Below are 8,386 nucleotides of genomic sequence, written 5' to 3'. Positions count from 1 at the left end.
ACCTGCAGCAGCGGGTTGGTCAGCACTTCGAAATACACGGCCTTGGCCGCTTCCTCACCGTCACGGCCGGCGACTGCGGCGTCGAGCGCCTTGTAGTCGGCGGTGTCCACGGCTTCGACGTTCACGCCCCAACGGGTGAAATACTCGTTGAACAGCGAGTAGGTGCCGCCGTAGATGTTCTTGCCGACGACGATGCGATCGCCGGGCTTGAAGATGGACAGTACGGCGTGGATGGCTGCCAGGCCGGAACCGAACGCGAAGCCGCGGGTGCCGTGTTCGAGCTGTGCGATCTGACGCTCCAGGAATTCACGGGTCGGGTTGCCGCTGCGCGCGTAATCCCAGCGGGGCATGGACTCGACCGATTCGAAAGCATAAGTGGACGAATTGTAGATCGGCGGGTTCACGGCTCCGGTGTTGTTGTCGTTGATCGGCAGACCGTGGACGAGCTGAGTGTTGAATCGTGTCATGTGCGCACCCCCTTGGGTTGTAGGTTTCAATGTCGGTTCCTTGTCGCGTGTCGTTCGTGCTGTTCGCACGATGTTCTCGCGATCACGGTTCCCTACTTAACTCCCTTGGAGAATCCGCCACGCGCCGCCGCTTATCGCCCTTGGTTATAAGGCGCGCAAACACTTATCATTCCGGTTTATGACGCGTTCATATGATGGCGGAAAACGAAATCGGTCTTTCGCACTGCACGCATGCGAAAGACCGATTCATAATCCGATATGCGGTCAGTCGTCCTCGATCTCATAGATGAAGACCAGAAGCCGCTGACCTCCGTCGACCACCAGCGTTTCCAGTTCACGATGCCTGACGAATCCGCAATGCTGGTACAACCTGTGAGCGTCCAACATACCGGGGCCGGAATGGATCAGCACCTTGTGCAACCCGTAGGACCGTGCCAGATCCAACGCATGGTGGACGAACGCTCCACCCACGCCTTTGCCTCGTGCGGCAGGCAGCACGCCAAGCGTGTTGAAGCCGAAGGTGCCTGGTTCTTCAAGATGATCGGGTTTCGGCGTCAGGTACGCGCCGATGATCTGCCCATCCGAGTCTTCCGCGACCCAGACATCCTCGGTTTCGCTGCGCGGCGTAATACCCAACAGTCGACGACGGTACAGTTCGGTGATTTTGCCGCTGGAGACGAACGCCTCCAACAGGACCTGACCGACCTGATCGTATTCACGCTCTTCGGCCCTTCGGATCGTTACGCCATGCCCAATATCGCGATGTTCCAATTCCAGATCAGTCATCGTTCCTTTTCCGTCCAATCATCATGCGTATTCAACTGCCGGTTCCGAATCGTATGAGCTCAGCCGCGGAAGGGCTGGGATGCGGATTCGGGGCCGAACTGCCACAGTTCGAACGAGCCGCCGACGCCCGGACCGGAATAGTAGGGCGAACCGGACAGCGCTTCACGGCCCGCGGGTTCAAGCCAACGCTCGTACAGCGCCTTGCGCTCATCCTTGACGGACTGCAGGGTGTGATCGGCCGGGGAGAACGGATCGCGAGCATAATCGCCGTTTTCGTCCGGCACGTATCCCAGATCGAACAGTTCCTGGTCGTCGATGAATCCCGGCGTCTGGAACAGGTCACGCGCATAGGCGAACAGGTTCGGGTAATCCCACACGTGCACCACTTCGTCATCGGAAAGGCCAAGGCTTTCCAGGAATTCCGGCCTGTAGCCGATTTCGTACGATTCCAGGGTTTGGAACAGGCGGACGTCGGAATCCGTCAGATTCGGACCGAACAGGTAACGCCTCGATGCCAAGCGGAAGTCGTAGTCGGCCAGACGCGCTTTGAAGACCTCGTAGGCGGCCTTCGCCGCCCCCTTGGATGTGGCGAAATTGACCTTGTAGGTACCGTTGTTGACGTCATCGAAGATCTGCTGGTTGAGCAGGTCGATCTCCTGTCGCAGATCCTCCGGGTACAGGTCGGGGGCGCCGGGCTTGTGGAACGGCTTGAAGGCCGTCTCAAGATCGATGCTCAGAATGTGGTAGTTGTTGGTCACCACCTTGCCGGTGGTCATGTCGATGACGGTGGGCGAGGTTGCTCTTCCCTGATAGTTCGGGTCCGTGACCTTGTAAGCATCGTTGAGGCGCTCATAACCGAACTTTTCAGCCACGCCGCCTTCAGGGTGGGTAAGCTTCCAGCCATGCTCGTCACGGCCATAGATGATCTCCGGGGTGAACACATCCCACAGTCCCAGCAGACGGATCACGATGCGTTGACGACGATTCCAACCGCATCCGGTCGCGCCAAGCACATGGTAGCGTCCGGCTTCCACGGGAGCCTGGCCGGGCTGGGTGCCGAAGCGTACGGTGAACTCGTTGCGTTGGCGGCGGAAAGCACCATCCGGCGTCTGTTCGACGGTCGTTTCCTCTGCCGGACGGTTACGCCCCTGCGGGTCCTCCGTCTGCTTGCGATGGGCACGCACGCCGCAGGCGTTGGCCGTCCTGTCGAGATGCAGCGTCGCGGACGCGTTGCCATTATTCAATCCGAATGCCATTTGTTTTCCCTTTCAAAATTCGATGTATTGCGGCCGATCGGCCGTCAGTCAGATTCCGATGTGTTCCGTATCAAGTTCCGTATCAAGCGAGCGGGCTGAGCACTACGGGCTTGGAATCGTAGGATTCGATATCGGACAGGAACGAACGCAGACGAGGCGTCTTCGGATGGGAGAAAATCTCCTCCGGATTACCTTGTTCCACGATCTTGCCGTTTTCGATGAACAGCACACGCGAGGCGATCTTGCGCACGAATCCCATCTCATGGGACACCAGAAGCATGGTGTTCCCCTCCTGTGCGGCCAGAGTGATGGTGTCCTGCACTTCCTTGACTCGTTCGGGGTCAAGGGCCGAGGTCGGCTCGTCGAGCAGAAGCAGCTTGGGCTTCATGGACAGCGCCCTTGCGATGGCGACGCGCTGCTGCTGACCACCCGACAGATGCTGCGGATAATGGTCCTGGTAGGCTTCAAGTCCGACATTGCGAAGTTCGGCCAGCGCATACTCCTTCGCTTCGTTCTTCGGCAGCTTCTTGACTACCCTGAGCCCCTCCTCCACGTTCTCCAGAACGGTGCGGTTCTTGAACAGGTTGAAGCTCTGGAACACCATGGAAGTGTTGCGGCGCAGACGAAGCGTCTCCTTCTTGGAGATGTGCGCAAGATCGTACGTGGCGTCGTCGAACTGGATCGTTCCGCTGTCCGGCTTCTCCAGAAGGTTGAGCGAACGCAGGAACGTCGACTTGCCGGTTCCGGACGGACCGATGAAGGCCACCACCTCTCCCGGCTCGATATCCAGATCGATTCCGTCGAGGACCGTATGCTTGTTGAATCGCTTGACGAGATTGCGAATCTTAATCATTGGCCAATGCCCCTTCCTGAATGACTTGCTTGAGTTCCGGAGCTTGCTCGGGAACCGAGAGTTTCTTTTCCAACAGTCGCGCCAACCATTCCAGGATCATGGTGATGACCCAGTAGATGATGGCGAGAGAGCAATACATTTCGAAGTAGCGGTATGTGGCACCGGCCAGGATCTGACCTTCGGCCGTCATTTCGACGACCGCGCACACGAATGCCAGCGATGTGCCCTTGATGAGTCCAATGAGGGAGTTCATCAGGCCGGGCAGAGCCACGATTCCGGCCTGCGGCAGCAGAACGCGCATACGCACTTGGTTCGCCGTCATGCCCAGCGATTCGGCGGCTTCGACCTGTCCGTCATCGACCGCGAGGAGCGCGGCCCTCATGATTTCCGACATGAACGCGGACTGGTTGATGGCCAGCGCCAGAATGGCGAACACCACCGGGGGAATGCCGTTGACGTCGAAGTTCGTACCGTTCCAGTAGTTGAGGTATTTGAGGAAGATGGGGATTCCGAAGTAGCTGATGTACAGCTGCACGATGATCGGCGTGCCTCGCACCAGCGAGACGTAGAAGATGACAAGCTGATTGAGTACGGGAATCTTCTTGATACGTACCAGCGCAATGGCCGCACCCAGGATGAGTCCTACGATTCCGGCCGCCACGGTGAGCTCCAATGTCACCGGCAGATATTTGAGCAGCTGCGGAATCTGCGTGAAGACAAGCTTGATATCAAATAGATCCGGCAAGGCCTTACTCCTTCGGAGTCAAATCAGTGCCAAACCACTTGTTGTTGAGCTTGGTGGAGGTTCCGTCCTTGAACAGCTCCTTCAGCGCCTTGTTGACGTCCTTGGCGAGCTGTTCCTCCCCCTTGGGGAAGATCACATAGCAGTACGCATCGTTGCCCAGCGACTTGGTGAATTCATCGCCAGCGTCGATGCCGGTCAACTGCAAACCAACCTTCTTCTTGTAATAGTTGAAGATCGGCACATCGTCGATGGCGAAATCGGCCTGGCCGTTTTCCACATTGCGCAGCTTGCTGGTCAAATCCGAACCGGTGCCGACGTACTTGGTTTTGATCTGCTTGTCGGGATTGGCCTTGTTCCAGTTTTCAACGGCCAAAGCGGTGTTGGTTCCGGAGTCGAGCAACGCGGTGTATCCGGCCAGATCGCCCAGAGACGTTATCTTCTTGTTCACCAGATCGGAATCATTCGCGACTTCGATGGCATAACGATCGACGTAGATCGGATCGCTGTACAGGTATTTCGCTTCGCGTTCCTTGTTCTTCGCGATGTTATTGACGCCGATCTGATAGCGGCCAGCATCCAGGCCCGTGAAGATCGCGCTGAATTCGACGGTGTTCCACTTGAGCTTGTACTGGGGAAGCTTGTCGAAGATCGCGTTGAGCAGATCATAGTTCTGGCCTTCCAGACCGCCATCGGTCGTCTTCAGAATGAACGGAGCAGGGCTGCCGCCGGTCGCCGCGTTGATGATACGCGGGTTGTCTGCCGTGGCTTCCTTGGACGTGTTGGATGAACCGTTACCAGCGCCACATCCGGAAAGCACAATGGTCGATATCGCGAACACTGCGATTGCGGAAGTGAATTTCTTCACGATACGAGACATATGACATTACTCCAAACTCAAATGAAAACTTGCTGTGATGGTTCATAAGATAATCACCGCATTAAGCCGACACAGCTAGGGAATAATCGCCTTAATCTATAAGCCGCTATCAAACCCCAGCGATTATGGAATTGATAACGCGCCATTATTTCAACTTCTATATGCGCTATTTCGCAGTCTCCAATGATTACGAAATAGTCAAAAATATGATAATAGGCGCGAGAATTGCAAGGCGATTATCGTCACGATAAAGCGATATGAAAGCATCTTCGCCCCCATAACGTGCGAACCCGCCCAATCGGCATGACGCTCATAATACGTCGTGCCAATCAGACGGGTTCCGGTACCCCTTGCGTATTCGCGGTTTCGTACGCAGGTACGAAAGGCGTTACCCAACCACCGCGCCAACCCGCCTCACGGCCTCGCGCAGCAGGTCCTCCGACTTCAGCAGGCTGAACCGCACGTAATCCTTGCCGACCTTGCCGAAGCAGGTGCCGGGCAGCGCGGCCACGGCGGCACGTTCCAACAGCAGATCGGCGACCCCTTCGCCATCCAGGCCTTCGGGCGCATGCACCCAGGCGTAGATGCCGCCAGGTGAATCGAACACGTCCAAGCCGAAACCGCGCAATCCGCCCGCGACGATGTCACGCCGCCGCGCATAGCGTTCCGCCAGTTCACGCACGCAGCTCTGATCGGAAGTCAGTGCCGCCGCACCCGCGTCCTGGATGCTGGACGTCACCATGGACCCCATCTGGTAGTGGTACTGCTTCACATGGCTCACAATGTCGTCGTTGCCCGCGATGAACCCGGCACGCCAACCGGCCATCGCATACATCTTCGACAGCGAGCACACCTCCACGGCCACATCGAACGCGCCCGGCAGCGACAGGATACTGATCTGCTGGTCCTTCACGCCAAGCCCCGCGTAGGCGAAATCCTGGATGATCACAAAACGGTGCTCGTGCGCCAGTTCGATCGCCCGTTCGAGGAATTCGCGCGGCGCCTGCGCCCCGGTCGGATTGTTCGGATAGTTGAGGATCAGCACTTTGACGCGATCCCACGTCTCCCCCGGCACCGCATCGAGATCGGGAAGGAACCCGCGTTCCGCCAGCGAAGGCAGCAGCACCTCCTCGCCTTGCGCCATCACCGTCATGCAATGGTATGAGGGATAGTACGGGTCGGCGAAGGCGACCGCATCGCCCGGCGAAACCAGCACCGCGGTCAGCGCGGCCAAACCGTCGACCGCGCCTTCCACCGTGAACAGCTGCGTACGCCAATCGACCTCAACACCATACGTATCGCGGTACCAGTTCGCCGCCGCCCGCAGAAAACTCGGCTTGCCATCGAAGGGCGAATATCGGGCGTTCGCCGGATCATCCACGGCCGCTTTGGCGACATCGCGGATGAATTCGGCGGGGAACGCGTCCGGATTGCCTTTCGCCAGATCGATCACGTCGGCGCCGCCCGCCACTGCGGCGGCAACCTTGCGATCCATGTCCGCGAACACGTTCGGCGGAATCGACTGGGCGACCGTGGTGAACGCCACCGGAGAACCATGGGAAGTCATAATGGAACCTACCTATTCATGCCATGCGGGCCGGTTCGCACCGGTCACGCCCTGCGGCGCATCGGTCAGTGCGTGACCTTGCGCGCCGCCCAATCGCCGATCCACTGGATGATCTGCACCAGCACGATCAGAATGATCACGATCGCCACCAGCACACCGGTCTCATACCGGTTGTAGCCGTACTGAATGGCCATATCGCCAATGCCGCCGGCACCGATTGTGCCGACCATCGCCGAATAGCCGATCAGCGAAATGATGGTGAGCACCACGCCACGGATGAACGAGGGCAATGCCTGCGGGAAAATCGCGTCGACGATGATCTGCCGCGTGGTGGCGCCCGTGGAGATCGCCGCTTCCAGCAAACCTGGATCGACTTCGGAGAACGCGCTTTCGGCGATACGCGCGAAGAACGGCACGGCCGCAATCGACAGGGAGATCGCGCCACCCGTGGGCGTATACGGGTCTCCGATCAGAAGCTGCACGACGGGAATCAGCACGACCATCAGAATCAGGAACGGCAGCGATCGGATCGCGTTCACGATGAATCCGACGATGACGTTCACCGCATGATTCGGCTTGAACAGCCGGTTCTCGGTCAAATACAGCAGCAATGCGATAAGCGTTCCCAGCACGATACCGATAATCGCCGAAACCATGACCATGTACGCGGTGTCGAGCAAGGCCTGGCCAAGATTCTCCTGCAGGATTTCCAGTGTTTCACTCATGATCATGCCTCCTTGTCCGCGGAATCGTTGGCGCCACGCGCAGCCGTCAATGCGGCCCGGTCAATCTCGCGGTAACCGAACACATGCTCGCGCAAGTCGACCAGAGCCTGGCCGAGCGCGTCGCCGCCGCCCGCCACCAGCACGATGAGAATGCCGATGGCCTGCGCCCCGAAGTATTCGACGTTCGCGTGCAGCACGTCGATGGTCACGCCGTACCGTTGCGCGACGGCGCTGATCAGCGGTTCGAGCGCCGATTCACCCTTGTACCGGAGTTCCACGATGGTCCCGTCCGGCAGCGACGGCACAAGCTGCGGCGGTACCGCGATGCCAAGGTAGCGTTCCACAAGCGCCTTGGTGGTGGGGTGCTTCGGCGCACTGAACACGTCGAAGGTGTCGCCCTGTTCCACGACGACGCCGTTTTCCATCACCGCCACGCGGTCGAAGATGCTTTTGGCCACATCCAGCTGATGGGTGATGAACACGATGGTGATGCCCAGTTCCTTATTGATGTGGCGCAGCAGTTCCAGAATTCCCTCGGTGGTTTCGAGATCCAACGCGCTGGTCGCCTCATCGCACAGCAGGATCTCCGGCTTGTTGGCGAGCGCACGCGCGATCGAAACGCGCTGCTTCTGCCCGCCGGACAGGCTGGACGGATAGCTGTCGATCTTGTTTTCCAGGCCGACGAGCGCAAGCAGCTCACGCACGCGCCCCGCCCACTGGTCCTTCGGGTAGCCTCCGGCTTTGAGCGCGAATTCGATGTTCTTGCCGACGGTGACGTTGGTGATGAGGTTGAACCCTTGGAAAATGAATCCGATGCGCTTGCGCAGGTCACGCAGGTCGGCGCCGTTCACGTTCGTGATGTCCTTGCCGTCGATGAACACGCTTCCGCCGGTGGGGCGTTCCAGCAGGTTGATGGTGCGTACCAGCGTGCTTTTACCAGCCCCGGAGAATCCTACGATGCCGAAGATCTCGCCTTTATCGACGCTCAGGCTCACATGTTTGACCGCTTCGACGGTCCGCCCCCGTTCACGGAAGGTGACGGATACGTCACGCAGTTCGATGACGCTCATTGCTCCTCGTTTCCTCGTTGTGTTTGGACCGCGAAGGCCC

9 protein-coding genes are annotated in these 8,386 nt (G+C 58.7%); all 9 read right to left on the bottom strand.

The window, feature by feature from the left end; translation table 11 throughout:
* On the bottom strand, positions 1 to 467 hold a 467-nt coding region (locus KIH75_RS07575; RefSeq protein WP_219056151.1), incomplete at its 3' end, for a PLP-dependent transferase.
* 264 nt (positions 468 to 731) lie between these two features.
* Positions 732 to 1,253 (bottom strand): GNAT family N-acetyltransferase, encoded by a 522-nt coding sequence (locus KIH75_RS07570; RefSeq protein WP_219056150.1) that lies wholly within the window; start codon positions 1,251 to 1,253, stop codon positions 732 to 734.
* A gap of 59 nt (positions 1,254 to 1,312) precedes the next feature.
* Positions 1,313 to 2,509: a glutathione S-transferase family protein gene (locus KIH75_RS07565; RefSeq protein ID WP_219056149.1), complete on the bottom strand. Its 1,197-nt coding sequence runs from the start codon at positions 2,507 to 2,509 to the stop codon at positions 1,313 to 1,315.
* An 82-nt stretch (positions 2,510 to 2,591) separates the two neighbouring features.
* Positions 2,592 to 3,362, bottom strand: a complete 771-nt coding sequence (locus KIH75_RS07560; RefSeq protein ID WP_219056148.1) for an amino acid ABC transporter ATP-binding protein — start codon at positions 3,360 to 3,362, stop codon at positions 2,592 to 2,594.
* The gene (locus KIH75_RS07555) at positions 3,355 to 4,107 is read right to left on the bottom strand and encodes an amino acid ABC transporter permease (RefSeq protein ID WP_219056147.1); all 753 of its coding nucleotides are present in this window, start codon (positions 4,105 to 4,107) and stop codon (positions 3,355 to 3,357) included. The genes KIH75_RS07560 and KIH75_RS07555 overlap by 8 nt, the downstream gene beginning before the upstream one ends.
* 4 nt (positions 4,108 to 4,111) lie before the next feature.
* Positions 4,112 to 4,984 carry a transporter substrate-binding domain-containing protein gene (locus KIH75_RS07550; protein WP_219056146.1) on the bottom strand — a complete coding sequence of 291 codons (873 nt, stop codon included), beginning with the start codon at positions 4,982 to 4,984 and terminating at the stop codon, positions 4,112 to 4,114.
* Between the two features lie 388 nt (positions 4,985 to 5,372).
* A complete protein-coding gene (locus KIH75_RS07545; RefSeq protein ID WP_219056145.1) occupies positions 5,373 to 6,551 on the bottom strand; it encodes a pyridoxal phosphate-dependent aminotransferase in 1,179 nt (392 codons plus the stop codon).
* Between the two features lie 65 nt (positions 6,552 to 6,616).
* Positions 6,617 to 7,276: a methionine ABC transporter permease gene (locus KIH75_RS07540; RefSeq protein WP_219056144.1), complete on the bottom strand. Its 660-nt coding sequence runs from the start codon at positions 7,274 to 7,276 to the stop codon at positions 6,617 to 6,619.
* A 2-nt stretch (positions 7,277 to 7,278) separates the two neighbouring features.
* Positions 7,279 to 8,346 (bottom strand): methionine ABC transporter ATP-binding protein, encoded by a 1,068-nt coding sequence (locus tag KIH75_RS07535; protein ID WP_219056143.1) that lies wholly within the window; start codon positions 8,344 to 8,346, stop codon positions 7,279 to 7,281.
* Between the last annotated feature and the right edge of the window lie 40 nt (positions 8,347 to 8,386).

This window comes from Bifidobacterium pongonis, assembly GCF_019331805.1.
In the GTDB taxonomy this organism is placed as follows: domain Bacteria; phylum Actinomycetota; class Actinomycetes; order Actinomycetales; family Bifidobacteriaceae; genus Bifidobacterium; species Bifidobacterium pongonis.
Note: the sequence above shows the minus strand (reverse complement) of the source record. Positions and strands in the feature narration are given on the sequence as shown.

Coding starts and splice junctions, on each gene's coding strand:
- KIH75_RS07570 (WP_219056150.1), bottom strand. CDS start 1,253: ATGACTGATCTGGAATTGGAACATCGCGATATTGGGCATGGCGTAACG.
- KIH75_RS07565 (WP_219056149.1), bottom strand. CDS start 2,509: ATGGCATTCGGATTGAATAATGGCAACGCGTCCGCGACGCTGCATCTC.
- KIH75_RS07560 (WP_219056148.1), bottom strand. CDS start 3,362: ATGATTAAGATTCGCAATCTCGTCAAGCGATTCAACAAGCATACGGTC.
- KIH75_RS07550 (WP_219056146.1), bottom strand. CDS start 4,984: ATGTCTCGTATCGTGAAGAAATTCACTTCCGCAATCGCAGTGTTCGCG.
- KIH75_RS07545 (WP_219056145.1), bottom strand. CDS start 6,551: ATGACTTCCCATGGTTCTCCGGTGGCGTTCACCACGGTCGCCCAGTCG.
- KIH75_RS07540 (WP_219056144.1), bottom strand. CDS start 7,276: ATGAGTGAAACACTGGAAATCCTGCAGGAGAATCTTGGCCAGGCCTTG.
- KIH75_RS07535 (WP_219056143.1), bottom strand. CDS start 8,346: ATGAGCGTCATCGAACTGCGTGACGTATCCGTCACCTTCCGTGAACGG.